The 18535-nt window shown below is 45.0% G+C and carries 13 protein-coding genes and 1 pseudogene; all 14 read left to right on the top strand.

Annotation, left to right across the window (positions count from 1 at the left end; all coding sequences use genetic code 11):
• Positions 1-1500 (top strand): annotated as a pseudogene (locus LPY66_RS16060) (glutamate--cysteine ligase); the annotation flags it as partial.
• Between the two features lie 116 nt (positions 1501-1616).
• On the top strand, positions 1617-2552 hold the full coding sequence (locus LPY66_RS16055) for an ABC transporter ATP-binding protein (RefSeq protein ID WP_337985262.1): 936 nt from the start codon (positions 1617-1619) through the stop codon (positions 2550-2552).
• Positions 2533-3312 carry an ABC transporter permease gene (locus tag LPY66_RS16050; RefSeq protein WP_337985261.1) on the top strand — a complete coding sequence of 260 codons (780 nt, stop codon included), beginning with the start codon at positions 2533-2535 and terminating at the stop codon, positions 3310-3312. The genes LPY66_RS16055 and LPY66_RS16050 overlap by 20 nt, the downstream gene beginning before the upstream one ends.
• 29 nt (positions 3313-3341) lie before the next feature.
• On the top strand, positions 3342-4667 hold the full coding sequence (locus LPY66_RS16045; RefSeq protein ID WP_337985260.1) for a glutathionylspermidine synthase family protein: 1326 nt from the start codon (positions 3342-3344) through the stop codon (positions 4665-4667).
• A 180-nt stretch (positions 4668-4847) separates the two neighbouring features.
• Positions 4848-5033 (top strand): hypothetical protein, encoded by a 186-nt coding sequence (locus LPY66_RS16040; RefSeq protein WP_337985259.1) that lies wholly within the window; start codon positions 4848-4850, stop codon positions 5031-5033.
• Between the two features lie 51 nt (positions 5034-5084).
• Entirely contained in the window at positions 5085-5990 is a 906-nt protein-coding gene (locus LPY66_RS16035) for a polyprenyl synthetase family protein (RefSeq protein ID WP_337985258.1), read from the top strand.
• A gap of 43 nt (positions 5991-6033) precedes the next feature.
• Positions 6034-8373 carry an ATP-binding protein gene (locus LPY66_RS16030; RefSeq protein WP_337985257.1) on the top strand — a complete coding sequence of 780 codons (2340 nt, stop codon included), beginning with the start codon at positions 6034-6036 and terminating at the stop codon, positions 8371-8373.
• Positions 8374-8436: 63 nt separating this feature from the next.
• A complete protein-coding gene (locus LPY66_RS16025) occupies positions 8437-9105 on the top strand; it encodes a response regulator transcription factor (protein ID WP_337985256.1) in 669 nt (222 codons plus the stop codon).
• A gap of 201 nt (positions 9106-9306) precedes the next feature.
• Positions 9307-10461 carry a hypothetical protein gene (locus LPY66_RS16020; protein ID WP_337985255.1) on the top strand — a complete coding sequence of 385 codons (1155 nt, stop codon included), beginning with the start codon at positions 9307-9309 and terminating at the stop codon, positions 10459-10461.
• Positions 10462-10530: 69 nt separating this feature from the next.
• Positions 10531-11211 (top strand): PspA/IM30 family protein, encoded by a 681-nt coding sequence (locus LPY66_RS16015; protein WP_337985254.1) that lies wholly within the window; start codon positions 10531-10533, stop codon positions 11209-11211.
• Positions 11212-11309: 98 nt separating this feature from the next.
• A complete protein-coding gene (gene pglX, locus LPY66_RS16010; protein WP_337985253.1) occupies positions 11310-14669 on the top strand; it encodes a BREX-1 system adenine-specific DNA-methyltransferase PglX in 3360 nt (1119 codons plus the stop codon).
• 97 nt (positions 14670-14766) lie between these two features.
• The gene (locus tag LPY66_RS16005) at positions 14767-15573 is read left to right on the top strand and encodes a hypothetical protein (protein WP_337985252.1); all 807 of its coding nucleotides are present in this window, start codon (positions 14767-14769) and stop codon (positions 15571-15573) included.
• A gap of 297 nt (positions 15574-15870) precedes the next feature.
• Entirely contained in the window at positions 15871-17004 is a 1134-nt protein-coding gene (locus tag LPY66_RS16000) for an AI-2E family transporter (RefSeq protein ID WP_337985251.1), read from the top strand.
• A gap of 408 nt (positions 17005-17412) precedes the next feature.
• Positions 17413-18519: a saccharopine dehydrogenase NADP-binding domain-containing protein gene (locus LPY66_RS15995; protein ID WP_337985250.1), complete on the top strand. Its 1107-nt coding sequence runs from the start codon at positions 17413-17415 to the stop codon at positions 18517-18519.
• Positions 18520-18535 lie beyond the last annotated feature (16 nt).

Raw genomic sequence — 18535 nt, 5'->3', positions numbered from 1 at the left:
ATGCTATGGAATTTTGATGAAGTGAGACAGCTATTTGCTTATAACAATAAAAATCGATTGCTCAGAGAAGGGAATTTCGGACTGGAGCTGGAGTCGCAAAGGATAACCGCTTCAGGTCAACTTGCGCTGACGCCTCATCCGGCGCAATTTGGTGACAAAACAATCAATTCACGGATTACGACGGACTTTGCCGAAAGTCAGGTGGAGATGATCACGCCGCCATATCCCTCCGTGCGGGAAGCTTATGCCGCTTTACAGGCCATATGGAAGGAAGTGGATGAGGGGATCGGAGATGAACTGCTCTGGCCGCTAAGTATGCCGCCCAGACTTCCCGATGAAGACCGCATACCGATAGCCCGCTTTGCTGATACAGCATACGGGCGCGATAAAGAAACTTACCGACGCGGATTGGCGCTGCGGTATGGTAAGAAAATGCAGATGATTTCTGGTATACATTATAATTTTTCATTGAGTCATGAGTTGCTGGATTATTTGTATGGCGAATATGGCAATCCAAATACGCTTTCAGATAGTCATGCTTGTGAGGATAAAAACACCGTGGATCAGGAAAAAGATCGTGGGCGGCGTGAGTTTGTGGATCAGATTTATTTCGCGCTTGCCAGGAATTTTTTGCGCAGCCGCTGGCTTTTGATTTATCTGTTTGGCGCTTCACCTTATTGTGATTCGAGCTACCTTTCGGTGATCAAAAAGGAGCTCGAGGTCATCAAAAAGAATTGTCCCTGCTGCCGCGAGGGTATTCCGGATTTGTATCAATATACAACATCCTTGCGCGTCAGCCGGTTTGGCTATTCCAATACCTATCAAAACCGTTACAGTGTTTTTTTTAACAACCTGGGGGAATATACAGAAAAAGTACGGGAGATGCTTGAACAGGAAAATCCGGATTATACACGTCTTGGCTTTCGGGAAAACAACCTGCCGGTACAATTAAACGGCAATATTCTGCAGACAGAAAGCGAATTTTACTCTTCGATCCGTGTTAAACAGAATGTCCGCAAGGGTGAAACCCAATTGAAGGCACTGGTAGAAAGAGGCGTGGACTACATTGAAATCCGGATGCTGGATCTGGATCCCTTTGAGAAAGTAGGGATTAGCCTGAGCGGGCTTCACTTTCTTCAAGTATTCATGATGTACTGTCTATTTGAACATAGTGACTCTATAACAGCAGACGAGCTTAAACAAATCAATGCCAATCATCATTTGACGGCTCTTTACGGCAGGAAGAACGGGCTGATGCTCCACCGGTATGATGGTAAAATGATTTCACTGAGGGAATTCGGCGAAAAGATCTTTGGAAAGTTAGCAGCCATCGCCGGACTGATGGATAAAAATACGGGAAACAGCCTATACCGGCAAAGTGTCCGCAAGGAATACGCTAAGCTTACGGATATAACACGTTTACCGTCATCCCGGATCGCCCGGGAAATGATGGCGCATGAGGAGAGCTTGCTTATGTTTGGTCTTCGTCAGGCGGCTGCACATACGGAAAAGTATCCAGATAAGAATTTAGATGAAAATTCGGTAGCGGCATTCGCTCCGAGTTTTGAGAGAAATACTTACCCCTATCCGAGAAAAGTATCCTGTGGAGAAAAACGATGCTGACAATCAACGATCTGTCCAAAACCTACCAGCCCGCGAAGAAAGAGGCATTAAAACATATCAATCTCGATATCCAGAAAGGCGAATTTACTGCGCTGCTGGGTCAGAACGGAGCCGGAAAAACAACGCTGATCAATATTTTGGGCGGCAATGTGCTTAAAACCGGCGGTAAGGTCATCATCGACGGTTATGATTTGGATACCCAGGCGCTGGCGACCAAAAGGATCATCGGCATCGTCCCCCAGGAAACGGGATATGACTCGACGTTCCCCCTCTATGAAACACTGAAAAAACAGTCCGGCTATTTTGGCATCCGCAAGAACACGGACACCATTGACGAATTGTTGGAAGCGCTGTATTTGCAGGACAAACGCAACGCCAACATCCGGGAACTCTCCGGAGGGATGAAGAAACGCTTTCTGATCGCAAAAGCTCTGGTGCACCGGCCCAAAATACTCATTCTTGATGAGCCGACGGCCGGTGTTGATATCGAGATGCGGCATACGCTGTATGATTTTTTGATTCGATTGCATGCCTCCGGGACAACAATTATCCTGACCACCCATTATATTGAGGAAGCGGAAAAACTCTGCAACCGTATTGTGATCATTGACAGCGGCCAAATTGTTGCCGATGAACCCAAGGTGCAGCTGATGGAGAAATTCTCCCGCCGCGTGACGGTCAGCTTCCAATTTGAACATGCCGTAACGCCGGGGGATATGGCATGTTTAGCTGAATTTGATCCGCACATCATCGATAACAACCGGGTTCAGCTAACAGCCCTGAAAACGGATTTAGCCACGGTCATGGCGCGTATCTCGCAGCATCAGCTCGTATATAGTGATCTGACTATAGAGAAGCCTAAACTGGAGGATATTTATTTAAGTTTTATCCATCGTGAGGAGACTGGAAATGGGCACACTGTTTTATAATAAAGTGGGTTTTATTACCCTTCTGGGCAGAGAGATTCAGCGATTTATGAAGGTTCCGATCCAAACGATACTGGCGCCGCTTATCTCCAATATCCTGTATTTGGGTATTTTCGGCGGTATGCTCAGAACCCAGCAGGTGGGGATTGAGGGTGTCAATTATCTGCAGTTTCTGGTACCGGGCCTGGCTTCCATGGGGGCCATCTTTGCTGCCTTTCAGAATCCGTCGTTTTCGTTGGTATCTCAAAAGTTCCAGAATACGCTCCAGGACATGAACAGCTATCCGATCTCAAATGCAGAAATATCACTGGCGTTTATTCTCGGGGGGACGTTTCGCGGTATTTTAGTCGGTATTATGACTTATGTGTCTACGATCGTTTTCATCGGTATGCAGTTAGAACATCCGTGGCTATTTCTCATGGCGTTAGCTGCGACCTCATTTTTTTTCGCTTCTTTGGGACTCATTTGCGGATTGGTTCTGGATAATTTTGAAAAGATGAATTTTGTCTTGGCTATCGTGATTACGCCTCTGGCGTATTTAGGCGGCGTATTTTTTGAAATCGCGAAATTGCCTGGTATCTTATCGGCCATCCGTTTTATCAACCCGATCTATCCCCTGGTCAGCATCACGCGTGCCGCATACTTAGGCCTGTATGAAGGCAGTATCGTCGTTCATATTGCCTTAACCGCGGTTATGATGCTGGCGTCTTTCCTGGCCGCAATCATCCTTTTCAATAAAGGGGTCGGCATAAAAATCCGCTGACAGCAAATTAATATTCAGGAGGTAAAATCATGTCCACCGAACAATTATTTGAAAAATACCAGCAAAGGGTACTAGCCAACGCCGACACCTATATTGCTTCCTATAAGCAGGTTTTCGAGGAAGTCGCGCATTCCGTTGCCGAATATAAGGATAAACCGGTCGAATTTCTGTATCAGCCCATGTTTTTAACAGAGACCGATATCCGGCGTTTCACCCAATTGACCCACCAATTATACGGTATTCTGGAGAAAGTTATCTGCAAGTACCTCGAAGATGAAAACTTTCGGGTTCATTTTGGTTTTGATCCGCTCTTAGAAGCATTGATCCTTAAGGATCCAGGTTATGAACCGGATATTCCGATTGGCCGGTTTGATATATTCTACAATTTTGACAGCGGAAGATTTCAATTTTGTGAATTAAATACGGATGGCTCCTCCGGTATGATTGAACAGCAGGAATTAGCCCGAATCTTTAAAGCCTCGACGGCGATCAAGGAGATAGAAAAAACGCATACGCTTCAGGATTTTGAGCTATTCGATTCCTGGGTACAAATCGTCAAGAATAAATATGCCGAGTTCAGCAGAAGCAACGATCTGCCGCAGGTGGCACTCGTCGATTGGTTTTCGGGCAAGATCCCCAGTGAATTTATTGAATACCAGAAGGCATTTCAGCGGGCCGGTTGTCCGACGCGGGTCGTTGACGTACGATCATTGGATTATCGCGACGGCAAACTTTATCATGAGAATTTTCGCATCGATTGTGTTTATCGCCGCTTAGTCACCGCCGAAGCCATGGCTCATGCCGATGCCTGTAAGCCGTTTTTCGACGCTTATTTGAACGGCGATGTCTGTGTGGTTGGACCTTTCCGTTCACAAATCGCGCACAATAAAGTTATTTTTGCGCTTCTTCATGACGTTGAGAAAACCCCTTTCCTCTCAGAGGAAGACCGGGATTTTATTCGGGAACATATCCCCTATACACGGATTTTTGATAGCGGTGACCCGCAGATGGTAATGGCAGCGAGAGAAAATAAAGATCAGCTGGTGTTAAAACCAATGGATAAATATGCGTCCCACGGCGTTCGGATTGGCCGGGACTATACATCGGAACAGTGGGAGGGGATCATACGGGAAGAAGCCGGACAGGACTATCTATTGCAGGAATTCTGCATCGTCCCGAAACTCCCTATGGCCTTTTTCAACCGGGAAAACGTCCGGTTTATCGACAGCAACTATATCATTGGCTTATATCTCTATGACGGCAAGTTCCAGGGCATCTATACCCGAGCCGGAACGAAGAACATCATCGGCAGTATTGTAGAATGCTTCACCGTACCTAATTTTGTGGTTAGATAATTTCTAATGCTTATGAGGAATACAGCAATTATTCGGTGACGGAATTATGATGCGACATTTATTCAACTTATGTCGGAAAAAAGATAAAAAGTTAACATTATTTCTCGTTTTAAAGAAGGAATATGGAAATTGATGTCAAACAATTATTATATGTTATATTTTTGAAAGGAGCGTTTCACTATGAATTATCAAGAAATCGCATCCCAAGTCAACCAGTTTGTGAAAGATCCTCAAAAATTTATGTCTGAGAAAAGCAAAAGAGAGTTGATCGAAAAAGAAATCAGAATGATCAACAATACCCCGCAATTTAAGGTATCGGGAAATGGCACACTGGCAGGAAGTGTCGAATTAACCGCCTGGATGTGATTGATGGGCGATCTTCAGACTAATCGGCTGATCTCACAAACTATTATGGACATGATCACTGGAGCAGGAATCAATTCCGAGATGCAGCAGCTGCTCATCTCTTCCCTGAACGCAGAATACACGGATGAAAAGTCATTCCGGTGGGCAAATTTCACTCTGTTAGCCTGTGACTATGCCAAAGGGAATACAATGAGTGCATTGTCCGCAGCTATTGCAATGGAATTATTCGCAACGGCTGCGGATATCTTTGATGATATTCAGGATCAGGATAACGATGAGCTTCCTTGGCGTAAAATCTCCAATGCCCAGGCATTGAATCTAGGCCTTTGTTTTCTTATGCTCAGTGATAAAGCACTGTCTGCTGTTGAAGATCCCCAGTTGTATCGATTAAGTAAACACGTTCTGAATCAGACAGGTTTGGTTGCGTGTGACGGACAATTCAGGGAGACTTTATATGAAGAGAGCAGTCGTATTTCACTGCAGCAATATTTCGAATTAGTAGAGCAAAAATCAGGAGCCCTTATGTCCTGTGCTTTTCAGCTTGGGGCACTGTTTGCCGGCGTCTCTGATTCGGTGCTTAACGGCTTTGGCCAAGTCGGTATATATTATGGAATAATGAATCAAATACGGAATGATTTACGGGATTTCTTAAACTTCTCGAAGAAAAGAGATTTTTTTAACAATACAAAAACACTTCCGTTTACGTATCTGTTGAGCGTTCTACAAGAAGAAAAGGCCGTTCGCTTCAGTCATCTCGCGGCAAAAGCGCGTCAAGGACGAGGGGCGTTTGGTGAAAAAGAACAAAACGACGTGATGCGTTTATTTCATGAAGAAGGGGTTACCCCTTATTGTCAGGTTATGTATGAGAAATTTAAGCAAAAGGTGCTGGGAGTAATGGAAGAATTCCCGGCTGACGCAGTAAGAAAAGAAAAGATGATTAAACTTGTTGTGGAGTAACCAATTCAAAAAACACATATATTACATTGCTTTCATTATCTCGATGATTATTACGTTAATATTTATTTCCCTTTGGAAAGATCAATCGTGTATCGGGCTGGAGATAGCCTATAAAGATGGAAACTGGATTGTCGTCAACAGCGACCAGAGCTATGAAGGCTATCGCTCCGGAATACGGGTCGGCGACATCATTGTCAGTATTGACCACGGGGCTGTTGGCGATTATTCCAACATAAAGAAATGGAATCATGCGGAAGGTGCTGCTGCGATTGAATTTCGTAAGCCGGGTCAATCAGACAGCCGCGTCGTTAACATCCCCAAGAGTGATGCGGTTAAGAATGTATTAGCAAAACTGCCGCTATACATTCTCGGATTTACGTTTTGGATAGTGGGTTTCATTACGTGGCATCGACGTCCTTTTTTGATTCAAGCGTGCGCTTTTTTCTGGCTTAACCTGTTTATCGGTTTAGCGATCAATCTATCTCCTGCTTCGAGCTGCGGTATTCCCTATGCACCGGAGGCAGAAACAATCGCGTTTGCGTCAATTCCCGTGCTTTTGCTCAATTTTTTTTCGGTGATTCCGGTAGAAAACAAATCCGTCTTCTATCGCCATGCCAAGAAAATATTTTTGTTATTCTACATGGGTATTGTCATCCTGATTATGCTTCAGTCATTTGAGATTATCCGCATTTCTTCAATAATCAGGAGACTGACGCTGGCAAACGTTACTATAGGCATCCTTTTTGTTTTGTTCTATTTAATCCTTAAAGCGTTCGATCGAAACAGGAAAATCAGAAATCAGGCGGTTATTCTGTTAGGAGGCGCTATACTGGGTTTTTGTCCGGCTATTCTTTTGATTACTATTCCAACCGTATTCAGTGGACCGTTTCTCCAGAACTTTGAAGCCGGGAGTCTGTTCGTGGCCTTTATCCCTGTCACCTGGTACTATGTTATTATTAATGAATATCTGCCGGATAGCAGAAGGCTCTTCGGGGAAATTCTTTCTTTTTTTATCGCAGCGGTAATCGCCAGTGTTCTGCTGACAATTGTACTCATTTATCTTCATATCATTGAGACGTTGAGCATGAGCATTTTCTTATTGGTGGTGAGCGTCACGCTCATTGTCATGTTCTGCTTTATCCTCATGAGTGAAACGAGTAAACGGTTACTTGAGAAATACAACATCTATGAAGGGGACCGGACCTTAAATAAGAAGGTGCTGCAACTCACCGATAGCCTTGCTCTGCTTGCTGACAACGATCTGTTCGAGCAGATGATAAAAAACCTGAAAATACAGGGTATTTTTTTTATTGCAGAGAACAAGAGCACCGGCTGCATGAAAAGAGCCGCGGGAATATTTACAGATGATGTCGCAGTGCAGCAGCAATTTGCCGAGTATTTTGAAGCAAGTAAATACGTCTTTGAAGGAACCGATGAGGGACATGAGGCAATCTTACTGGAGGATGGCCCAGCCGCAGTATTTATACCGTTTTGTTACGATTTCTTTCTGTGCGGAATTTTTTTGGGGCATCATGAATCCTTTATCAAGTATGAGAAAAATGAACTGGTATTTATTACACTTATTGCCAAACAAATGGCTCAACGCGTTTTGACCATTCATACGATTACGAATTTGTCGCAGGAAATCAAAGAGCTGGATAGAAAAGCCAAACAGGAAATGCTTAGAGATCGACTTCAATGGATGCCGAAATTCTTCTTTAATAATTTTGAGAAAGAAAGAAAGCTGCTTGCGGAGGAAATACATGCAGGACCGCTTCAGCTTGGCTTGGATGCCAGCCGCTGGTTAAAAGTCTTATCGGATGATTCGAATGTGGCTGCGGACGAAAAAGCCACTCAGGTCATAGCCCATTTGCAGAAAATTACTGAACAATTGAACTACGAACTGCGCCAAACCTGTAATACGCTGAGGCCGCCAACGTTGAGTCAGCTCGGCTTGTTATCGGCAGTGGAAACATTATGTGAATCGACAATGTCCAAAGAACCGCTGGTTATCTCATTGAAGTGGGATGGGATAGATCATGATGCGCGCTATCATGAAGATGTAGAAATCGTTGCTTATCGCTTTATGCAGGAAGGCTTGACCAATGCTGTGAAATACGCCAATGTGGATAAGATACAACTATCTATTGTATGCAGCGATCAACGGCTGGTCATGACGGTTACAGACACGGGAAAGGGCTTTAATACAAAACACATTGATGACTGGGTGCTGAAAGGCGGCCACTTGGGTTTGGTCGGGATGAAAGAGCGAGTTGAAAGCATCGGGGGCAGTTTGGATATTTATTCAGAACTTGGCCAGGGTACGACCTTGATTGCAGCTATCCCCATCGAGAATAGCGATGAGGCTGCTGCAAAACTCTAATTTACTGTAATTTATCTCATCATTTCACCGGCAATCATCTATCGCTGTGGAGGTTAAGGATCTATGGATGCAGAAAGAAAAGAAATAATTAACGTATTGATTGTTGATGATCATACTCTCTTCGCCGAGGGTACACTCGCTTTACTGTCCGGAGATGAGCGTATACAAGTCCTTGGGATCACGAAAAGCGGACAGGAATGTATCAATTTTATTACACAAACGCCACCGGATGTTATCCTCTTGGATATTTTCCTACCGGATACATACGGTACGGATTTAGTCGAGAAGATTAAGGAAGTGAGCCCCAATACAAAAATTCTTATGCTCACTGGACAGAACCCGCATGGTTTTATTAACCGGTCGATCCGGGTGGGCGCTCATGGCTTTATGATCAAGGATTGTTCCGCCAGAGATATGATTGATGGAATCATTGACGTCCATCACGGCGGACTTTTTTTCTCCCCGATACCGGGTGTCCTTATGGATGATGAGGATGGCGAGAGCCATGTTCAAAGGGAGAAAGAATCAAAGGTAGACGAAGACTCGATCCTTACACCCAAAGAAAACATGATCATGCATCTGATATCACAAGGTCTTCATAACAAGGATATAGCGATGATTATGGGCAAACGCACCCGCCTGATTGATTTTCAGGTCGGCAACATATTCCTGAAGTTGGGCGTTGACACGCGCCTTGAAGCCATCGTCAAATGGGCTGAGATCGAAAAATAATCAATTCACCAACGGGTAATGGAATGATCAATATATTTTTAAACATACTTTAAGAATTGAGGGATATGTTATAAGGCACACACCGAAGATTTTTATATTTATCGCAAACAATGACAAAGGAAAATGACTTTTCACATCGAAAAGGACAGCATAGCAGGTATCAGATATAGGGGAATATCCATACATCGAGGGGGTGTCGACTTGGGCAGAAGCGGTGGATTCGGAGGCGGTGGCGGTGGCGGTCGCAGCGGCGGATTTGGCGGCGGCAGAATCGGCGGAGGCTCCTTTGGAGGCAGCAGAGGCGGCGGCGGTCGCAGCGGAGGCATATTTGGCGGAGGTCCCAGCAGGGGCTCCTTTGGCGGTGGCGGCGGTCTCTTCGGGGGTGGCTCGGGCAGAGGCTCCGGCGGCAGCCCCTTCGGCGGTGGCGGGGGCATGTTTAGAGGGCCTGATCGACCACCGATTAGGCCTGGCGGCGGGGGCTTTGGCGGCGGACCGGTTGGGCCGGGGAGAATGGGATGCGGCTGCGGGACACTGATTGTGATCCTGCTTATCCTTTTCATTATCGTGTTTATCCTTTTCTCGATAGGTTCGATCCCCGGGTCATCCGGCAGCTCGGATATAACACCATCTTCCGTAGCACGGGAACCGTTGCCGGCAGGGGCTGTCAACGAAACGGATTATTATACTGACGAACTGGGCTGGATCACCAATGAGACAAAGCTTCTGCCGGGGTTAAAATATTTTTATGATAAAACCGGTGTGCAGCCCCATCTTTATATTACCGACACGATCAACGGGTCACATACGCCGACAATGGACGAAATGGAAGCCTATGCAGGCGATCTTTATGATCAGCTGTTTACGGATGAAGCGCATGTCCTGCTGGTCTTTTTCGAATACAATAATTCCTATATGGATTATTATATTAGCGGCACCCAAGCGAAAACAGTTATCGATACCGAAGCCGGCAATATTCTTCTCGATTATCTCGACCGGAACTACTATGACAAAAGCTTGACCGATGAAGAGTATTTCAGCACATCATTTCGTGATGCGGCGGACCGGATCATGACCGTGACACGGTCGCCTTGGATTCCCGTTCTGTTTGTGATTGGGATCCTGGTATTAGTTATCATTCTGTTTAGCTGGTGGCGGCTTGCCAAGCGACAGAAGGATATTGAAGCACGAAGGACTGAGGAAATGCTGCATACACCCCTTGAGAAATTCGGTGATACTGAAGCTGAAGAATTGGCCAAGAAGTATGACCAGAACGATGCCACTCAAGCTGAAGATCTCGTGACCCGGTATGATGCGTTCAAATCGGTGGATAATACTGACGAGAACGAGAAAATATAGGGATAGACCAAAGGATGCATTCTGCCCGAGAGACGGACAGTGTAATCATATTATGAGGAGGAGATTCTAATGGCGATTCTGGAAAGATTCAGTGACATCATTAAAGCAAACATCAATGTTCTACTGGATAAAATGGAAGATCCGGCCAAGATGATCGACCAGTATCTGAATGAAGCAATGGAGGATCTCGCAGAAGTCAAACGCAGTACGGCAGGAGTCATGGCTGAGGAAACACGGACAAAACGTCTGGTGGATGAAAATCAAGCGGAAGTTGCTAAATATGCGGATTATGCAAAAAAAGCCTTGCAGGCTGCCAACGATGGCGATGCGAGGGTGTTTATAGCCAAGAAACAGGAGTTGGAGAATTTAGGCGCCGGCTTGATGACAGCGTTTGCCGCTGCTCACGAAAATGCAGTTAAAATGCGCCAAATGCATGATAAATTGACGTCGGATATCGAAACGTTAAAAGCACGTCGTGAAATGATCCAAGCAAAAGTTACAATTGCCAAAACACAGGCCACATTAAATGAATTCAGCAGCGCGGCAGATAAAGCCCAAGGTGCTTTGGATGCCTTTGCCCGGATGGAAGACAAAGCCAACAAAATGCTGGATGAGGCCAATGCTATGGCCGAATTGAACACCGCTCCCATTGACGAGGCAAAAGCACTGGAAGAAAAGTATGCCACGAAAGGGACAGCCTCGGTCGATGAAGAGTTAAATAAGTTAAAAGAGGAAATGGGAATCAAGTAACATCATGTTGATGCCAATACGATAGTCTTATACGTTGATTTGCTCATAGCCTGATTACTTGGATCTAAGTTGTACTTTGATTCTGAGGAGGGCGTTTTATGAACAAAGCGGCTATAAAAAGCTTTGCCGTCTGGTCACGAAGCAAGCTGATCGCTGAGTTGCGAGAGAAGGCCGGCAGGCTTGGATTGGCGGAAAATAACGCATCTTATGATCACATGGTTGAAGACGCGGCTACCATTTGGTTCAACCGTCTGGTTACTGTGCGATTCATGGAAGTAAATCATTGTTTGCCTTGCGGGGTTAGGGTGCTGTCATCGATAAATCGTGCTTCTTTAGAGCCGGATATCGTGGCAGCTCCTTTTTTAGCTAATCTCAATTATACGCCGGAGGAAAAAGAACGGATATCAGAGTTAAAGAATACACAGCAGTTGGACGAGCTGTTTCGGCTGCTGTTGTTCAAACAATTCCGGGAACTGCATGATATCATGCCGGCGTGTTTTGAGATGGACATCAACGGGATTCAGCCAATGCTGTACGAGCTGCTCTTGTCCCTGGAACTATCCTATACTGACAGGGAGGGCATTGTTTATCATCTGATTCATGATATTGCTGAGGAAGACTTTCAAGAAAACATCGAGATTATCGGTTGGCTTTATCAATTTTACAATGACGAGCGCAAGAACGCCGTCATCAATATCTATAAAGGATGTGTTAGCAAAGAGGATATTCCGGCGGCGACTCAGCTATTTACACCGGGTTGGATTGTCCGCTATATGGTCGATAATTCGCTGGGACGTTATTGGCTCGAACGAAATCCGCAAAGCAGACTGCGTGAGAAACTGACTTTCTTAATTGAACCTGAAAATCAACCCATTCGGGATGTGGGGGAAAGAATAGATCCCCGAGAATTGACCTTGTTTGATCCCTGCATGGGCAGCGGGCATATTTTGGTCTACGCGTTTGATGTCCTGATGGTGGTATACCGCGAATGCGGCTACTCAGACCAGGACGCGGCCGTCAGTATTCTCAAGCATAACCTGTATGGTTTGGATATCGATGATATGGCATACCGGCTTACCTATTTTGCCCTGTTGATGCAAGCAAGAAAATACTGCCCTGATTTGTTCGAACGGGATTTCACCCTGAATGTCTATGGCATAGAAGATAGTGAGGCGATCGCCGGTAATCATAATTACCTTCACGTCGCTTTTGCTCATGCCAACGAAATTGGTTCAATCCTCAAGCTTGACAATGATAAGCTTGACAATTTGCTTAAAGCTGATGACCTCCTGCCTAAATTAACCCGGCAGGCGGAGATTATGACCAAAAAATATGCCGCGGTCTGTACGAATCCGCCGTATATGAATAAATTTCAGGGTCATTTAAAAGACTACGTACGAACGAATTATAAGGCATATAGTGGGGATCTTTTCTCCGTCTATATGGTTCGTAATTTTGATTATTGCCTGCCGGGAGGATACAGCGCATTGATGACCCCGTTTGTCTGGATGTTTATTCAGAGCTACGAGGCATTGCGTGAGTTTATCATTGACAACAAGGCAATTATCTCCTTGATCCAAATGGAATACTCCGCGTATGACGATGCGACTGTCCCGATCTGTACTTTGGTCCTGAAAAATGACCAGGCGATAGCGGAAGGCTGCTATATCAAACTGACGGGATTCAAGGGCGGCATGGAGGTTCAAAAAAACAAAGTACTGGATGCCATCCGGAATAATGACTGTGGCTACGTCTATCTGGCGGATGCCCGGAATTTTAAATTGATACCAGGAAAGCCGATAGCATACTGGGTCAGTGACCGGGTCAGAGAGGTATTTGCCGGTCAGGCAAGGCTGGGTGAAAGATATACTGTCAAACAAGGCATGGCCACCGGTAACAACGAAAAGTTTCTGCGACTGTGGCACGAGGTCGACTACGCAAAGATCGGGTTCAATATGTCCGGGTTGGATGAAGCCAAGAATTCGAAGAAAAAATGGTTCCCCTATAACAAAGGCGGCGAATACCGTCTTTGGTACGGAAACAACGTCTATGTTGTCAATTGGGAAAATGACGGAGCTGAAATCAAGGAGTATACCTCCCATTTAAATCAAGGAACCTGGGTCCGGCTCAAAAGCAGAGAGTATTACTTTAAGGAATCAATTACGTGGTCATTTATCAGTTCGTCATATTTTGGTGTCCGATATTCTCCGCAGGGATTCATTTTTGATGTGGCCGGTTCTTCTTTATTTGCCGGTGCCGATGCCGCCTATATTCTGGCGTTTCTATCTTCAAAAGTCGCCTATATGCTTTTACAGATAATCAACCCCACACTGAATTACCAGATCAGTGATGTCAAATCGCTCCCGCTGATCATCGATTCGGATGCCAAGGCGTCTGTGGAAACCCTGGCAGCGAAGTGTATCGCTCTTGCGCGCAGCAATTGGAATTCCTATGAAAACTCCTGGGACTTCCTGCGGCATCCGTTCCTGACTTACCGAATGCCTGAAGGGAGTACCCGTTTAGAGGATGCTTACGCAGCTTGGTCAGCCTTTACCCATAAACAATTTAAAGAGCTGAAGTCACTCCAGGAAGAGATTAACCGGATCTTTATTCGTGTTTATGGATTACAGGAAGAAATGTTGCCGGATATCCCGGATAGAGATGTGACCATCGGCCGGGCGAATCACGGAAGGGATGTGCGTTCGTTTCTTTCTTATGTTGTCGGGTGCCTGTTTGGGCGTTACAGTCCAAATACAGACGGGTTGATTACAACGGGAGGAGAAAGGAAAGAGCGTATTTTACTAATCCCTGATACAGTCTATATCAGGGATGATATCGTTGGCTTAGTATGCAATTTTCTTCAACAGGTATTTGGTAGGGGCTATCTGGAGGAGAACTTAAATTTTATTGCGGACGCCCTTGGCGGAAAATCGGGAAGGGCAGCAAACCGGGCTGGCCGAAGCGCACGCGTCAGAAACTCACGTGACGTAATCCGAAAATATTTTCTTAACGAGTTCTTCCGTGATCACTGCCAGACCTACCATAAGCGTCCAATTTACTGGCTTTTTGACAGCGGCAGAGCCCACGGCTTTAAAGCGCTTGTCTATATGCAGAGTTATCATACAGGTACGATCGAGGATCTGCGCGTAAACGGCCTTAATCGTGTGCGGCGGATTTATGAAACTGAAATTGATCGATTGCAGGAAGTCATCGATAAAAACGGTGGATCTACCGCAGAAGCTGGGGTGGAGTGTTCGAAGCTTGTCACTGCGGCGGTCCACCGGCAAAAAAAACTGCGTCAAAAGTTGATCGAAGTCGCAGCGTATAACGCAAAAATCTCCCAGCTGGCGGCAGCGTGTACCCCTATCGATTTAGATGACGGAGTAAAATGTAATTACACGAAGATCCAGACCATAGGGGATGGCAGGATACTTCCTATCTTAAAGCAATTAATTTGACGGGATTCTACTTTGATCGCGATAATTTAGCCGTTGTAAAGGGGAGCATATTTTGCTATGATCATATGGTAATATATAACAATAATGGGTAATTAATATGGCAAAAAAACTTGGAGAAGAATTGAAAATCGGAGTTATCACCAGTTTATCAGCAAGTGTGATCTGGGCAGTATTACTCAGTTTTTGGTCACTCATTGCAGCCAATATCGTTTCTCTGATCACAAGCGGGTATATCCAGGCATGGCAATATTTTGTAGCCGGATTATCGGTGGGGGCAACAATTATTGCATCTGTTATGGCCTATAGAGACCGTTTGAACAAGTTTAAGCCAAAATTCCCGTCGCTATCAATGGATTATATTTATAAGGAAATTGAAGTGGAATTATATTTCCAATCACGGGAAGAGATAACTTACAGTGCAAATTATACGATTCAGGCATTGAAAGATATAAGTGGGATGCAGCGTTCCTATTTTTGGACAAGTTCAACAATTAGTGAATTACCGGCTATTATCTCTCCCTTTAATCATAAGGTCATGCCGCATAAAGACGAGCGTGAATCGAAAAAAACGGTGGATATCCTATTTGAGGTGCCACTGAAAAGGAATGAGGAAACATCATTTACTCTCAAATACACTTTGGGTGATGAGCAGAGAAAAATGATGCCTTTTTTAGGTCATTTAGTAAGAAATCCGACTGAAAAAATCAATTTGAGATTATGCGTACCTCAAGGAATGGTTAGCAGTGTTAATAAATGTGTCTATGCGGACACGTCTGCCACGATTAACTTAACACAGCCCGTCAAAATATTTCCGCGTACAATTGGCAATAATGATGTCTTTGAATGGAAAATAGAAAATGCAAGTTTATTATATTTTTATCAAATATGTTGGCAGTTTGTTTGATTTTTTATGTCAAATTTGCGTGAGCGGAATAGGATAAAACAAAAAGAAGTATAAACGAATAATTGCTTGTCCATAATAGGAAATGTATAATTTTTGTTGATGAGTGCAAGGGGTGTTTCTATGTTTGGAGACTAAAAAATGACATTATGGATCCACTGGCATAATTAAATGGTTTATAAGAAAACATCTGTTTCAATAACAGATGTTTTTCTATGTGTGTCAGAAATTGCTTGCCGAAAAAGACAATTGCCTATAATATAGGAATAGTAATTGTAGTAAAAAGCAGGTTTAATAGGCATGACCAATGATACAAATAAAAACATAATAAAATATAAAACCCCTGTGAGACTAATTATCCTATCCGGTGTGATTCTTTTACTGGTCATCTATTTCACGGAATTTGCCGGTATCATCAGTAACATTTACGGGGTTATCTTCCCGCTTTTGCTGGGTGCGGCGATGGCGTATGTCATCAACATCCTGGTTTGTGCGTATGAGAGAATTGTGTTTCCCAAGAGCAAGGCGAAAGTGATTAATCAAAGCCGAAGGGGTATCTGCATCCTATTCGCTATTGTGACGATTATCCTTATTCTGGCTTTTTTTCTGTATATCCTTATTCCTCAAATCAATCTGACCGTTCATCTGCTAACTGCAGGATTCCCTCAGATGTACAATAATTTGCTTGTCTGGGCTAATGAACACCAGAATCAGCTTCCAATCCTGCAGGAGAAACTGCAGGAGCTGAATATGGATGGGGCAACCGTGCTGAAAAAAGCCATGTCCCTGATCGGAAACTGGGCTTGGGGAACCGTTTCGATTGTTGGAACCGTGTTCGGAAAGGTTCTGAACTTTATCCTGGCGTTTATTTTTGCAATTTATGTATTATTCGGTAAAGATGCATTGGGAAGACAGTTTAGGAAGCTGCTTCGCCGCACCATGCGGACTGAACGGCGGGAAAAGCTGTATGCTGCGCTGCATACAGCCAATGTGACATTTACAAATTATATTGTCGGACAGGTCAAAGAGGCGGTTATCTTAGGTGTCTTATGTACCATCGGTATGTTGATATTTGGCTTTCCCTATGCTACCGTCATCGGGCCGTTCATTGGACTGACTGCGCTGATACCATTGTTGGGCGGTTACATCGGAGCGTTAGTAGGTGTTTTGCTCATTGTCATGGTAGACCCGTTCCAGGCGTTACTGTTTATTATTTTCATCCTCATCCTGCAGCAGATCGAGGGCAATTTGATTTATCCCAAAGTTGTCGGTGATAGTATCGGACTTCCGGGACTTTGGGTGTTTGCGGCCATTACTATCGGCGGCGGGCTTATGGGTATCGCCGGTGTCCTGCTGGGCGTACCGGTAGCGGCGACGATCTATAAACTGCTTTCCCAAGCAGTCAATAACCCGCCGACAATAAAGATAGAATAACCGAGCACGTTTTAGCGATTTCAACCTATGAATCCGGACAAGAATGGAAGGTGTGTGCGCCTGTGATTCGGCATTCCGTGTATTAGCCGAATACGCAGAGGGGCAAGGTTAACCCGCATGTATTTGAGTTAATAACTGTCAAAGACATTCGTGCTCTTGACAGTTTTTTAGTTATGGATGAATTTAGGAGTAAGGATTTTATCTTGACACCGGAAGAATAATCCCCTATGCTTTTGATATAATAGTAAAATATGTCAACTTAACACAGGTGTTCAGCTTTACCAAGTCACTATAGTCATGTATTCTGTAGTGACTGTATTTATTCACGGATGAATTTATGCCACGGAGTCAAGGATGACTAGGAGCGGCGATGATTGCCGATGAATCAGAAGGAGGATCGAGAACGTTATGTCTAAAATCCTTATTCTTGGTGGTACGGGTCAAACCGGCAGATTGATAGCGCGCCATCTATTGGAGCATTCTGAAGTAGACGTCAGCATCGGTACGCGATTTATTGACAAGGCCCAAGTCCTGGTCGATAAACTGAATAACGAGTATACCGGTCTTCGGGTATCTGCTGTATATACGAATGTGGCGGATGCGGAATCCTTGCAAGCGGCGTTTAAAGATCATGCGATGGTCATCGTAACAGCGCCAACAACCGCATATACACAGACAGTGGCCCAGACTGCGCTGCAGGCAGGAATAGACTATCTTGATGTCCAGCTCGGAGCTCAAAAATGGGGATATTTGCAATCGATTGCAGAAGATATTCAACGCTCGGGGAGAACGTTTATCACCGAGGCCGGCTTTCATCCGGGTCTTCCCTCCGCCCTGGTTCGTTATGCGGCGGCGCATATGGACGTCATTGAAAGCGCCGTCACTGTGGGTTATTTAAATATGGGAAAAGGTCTCCCGTATACCGAAGCCGTCGACGAATTGGTGGAATGTTTTAAGGACTATCAGGCACAGGTCTACCGGAACGGTCAATGGACGAAACCCGGTGCCTATGACATTCGTAAGATCGACTTTGGCAGCGACATTGGGTTGAAACGCTGTTACTCCATGTTTTTTGAGGAACTGCGGTCACTGCCGGAGATGTACCCCTCGTTGAGGGAGGTTGGTTTCTATATATCGGAATCCCATTGGATGACGGACTGGGTGATCATGCCGCTTGTATGGATGTGGTTAAAGATTATGCCCCGAGCTGTGCGGCCTATTGGCAAGTTTTTATGGTGGAGTATGGGCACTTTTCACAAGCCGCCTTATCGCGTGGAACTTCAGGTTCAGGCTGCAGGAAAAAAGGATGGACAGCCGATTAACACCACGCTCAGTATTTCTCATCCGGATGGATACGAATTAACTGCAATTCCTGTTGTCGCCGCATTGTTGCAGTACCTTGACGGGTCAGCCTGTGAACCCGGGTTATGGATGATGGGACACTGGGCTGAACCAGATCGCCTCATGACGGATATGGCCAAGATGGGCGTCACGATAACAACACATCGGTCTTAACAAACCCTCTCATCTG

The sequence above is a fragment of the Dehalobacter sp. DCM genome (assembly GCF_024972775.1).
GTDB lineage: Bacteria > Bacillota > Desulfitobacteriia > Desulfitobacteriales > Syntrophobotulaceae > Dehalobacter.
Note: the sequence above shows the minus strand (reverse complement) of the source record. Positions and strands in the feature narration are given on the sequence as shown.